Origin of the sequence: Azospirillum sp. B506 (assembly GCF_000333595.1) — a bacterium.
Classification (GTDB): domain Bacteria; phylum Pseudomonadota; class Alphaproteobacteria; order Azospirillales; family Azospirillaceae; genus Azospirillum.
This window is the reverse complement of sequence record NZ_BADK01000547.1, coordinates 1-1,389: the sequence shown is the minus strand read 5'-3', so window position 1 is coordinate 1,389 and position 1,389 is coordinate 1. Positions and strand designations below refer to the sequence as shown.

Annotated in this window: 2 protein-coding genes and 1 pseudogene; all 3 read right to left on the bottom strand. The window is 69.5% G+C overall.

The window, feature by feature from the left end:
• On the bottom strand, nucleotides 1-623 hold a 623-nt coding region (locus I71_RS16250), incomplete at its 3' end, for an HlyD family secretion protein (RefSeq protein ID WP_244433873.1).
• Nucleotides 624-672: 49 nt separating this feature from the next.
• Nucleotides 673-1,131, bottom strand: coding sequence for a hypothetical protein (locus tag I71_RS16245; RefSeq protein WP_042695889.1), 459 nt, complete (start codon nucleotides 1,129-1,131; stop codon nucleotides 673-675).
• 31 nt (nucleotides 1,132-1,162) lie between these two features.
• Nucleotides 1,163-1,389 (bottom strand): annotated as a pseudogene (locus I71_RS38320) (hypothetical protein); the annotation flags it as partial.

Below are 1,389 nucleotides of genomic sequence, written 5' to 3'. Positions count from 1 at the left end.
TGCCCATCCATCGGGGCACGGACGACCAGCTCCTCCACATCGACGGAGCGCTGGCGGAGCGCCGCCTCGGCCTGCTTGACCTGGGCGGCGGCCAATGCCCGCTCCTCCGGGCTGGCGCCGGTGACGGCGAGATGCAGGGCGGCCTCCGCCGACTCACGCTTGCGGACGGCGGCCTCCAGATTGCGCGCCGCCTCGTCCATTCGCGCCTGCGGGGTGTTGCCGGAGCGGATCAGCTGGGCCTGCCGGCCGTAATTGTCCTGATAGAGGGTGACGTCGGCATCCGCCGAGGCCAGATCGGCCCGCCTCGCGGTGATGGTCTCCGCCCGCGTGCTGTTGACCCGGTCGAGGTCGGCCCTGGCGACGCCGAGTGCCGCCTGGGCGGCGGACAGTGCCGCCACCAGTTGGGGGCTTTCCAGTTCGACCAGCACCGTCCCGCGCGTCACCGTGTCCCCGGTGTCGGCGCCCAGCTTGGCGACACGGCCGGCAACGCGGGGACTGATGTCGACCCGGTCGGCCGAAACCTCCCCCTGGACGGTGAGCGGCGGCGGCCGCGTCGCAAACCACAAGGTCGTGCCGAGTGCCGCGATTGCGGCAACCCCAAACACCCAGCGAAGAACCCTCATGCTGGTCATCCCCAAGCCTGCCCCGGTCGTGACGTCGTTCCCGCTTCCGTCACGCCGCGTCCCCTTCCGTCCACGAAAGCGTCGCACCGATATCGCCCGGCATGCCAGAGGGAAAATCGACGATGGTCACTTCCATCTGAAATCCGCGCGGCTTCAGCTCCCGCTCCCAGAACTCGTAGAAATCCCGCGCGAAGCCTTGAAGCGTCGCCGGCCAGTCCGCCTCCCGCGCATTGATCGCCCGTCCGCCATCGGAGCACCAGGCGCTCGGAAAGCGGCCGAGAAGAAGCTGCATTTCGCCGTTCGCCGCGGCGTTTTCGATGCGCGCGATCAGGCGGGCAACGAAGTCCGGCGTGACCGTGCGATGCAGGAACATCTCCTTTTGATGCTTCAGCTCCTCCTCCGCCGCCTTGCGCTTGCGCGCGTCCTCGGCGAGCAGGGCGGATTTCTGCCGGGAGACAAGGCTGCGGACATCGGCGGCCGACAGCAGGCCGGGTTGAGCGTCGGTCATGGTGTGTTCCCGTCTTTCCAGTGCAATGTCGTCACGACGCGGCGATTTCCGCCAGTCCGGGAGGCGCCGGCAGGGTCTTGCCGCCCAGCGGCGCGAACAGCGCCTCCATATGCTCCAGGCGCCGTTCAGCGTCCTGCGACAGATCCCCGGAGGCGGCGACCACGCGACGGATGGCGTCGAGCGTTGCGGCGCGGCCGGAGGCATCGGTTCCCAGCAAGGCGGGAATCGCCGCGACGGCGCGGTCCCCGTCGAGCAGCA

Coding starts and splice junctions, on each gene's coding strand:
- I71_RS16245 (WP_042695889.1), bottom strand. CDS start 1,131: ATGACCGACGCTCAACCCGGCCTGCTGTCGGCCGCCGATGTCCGCAGC.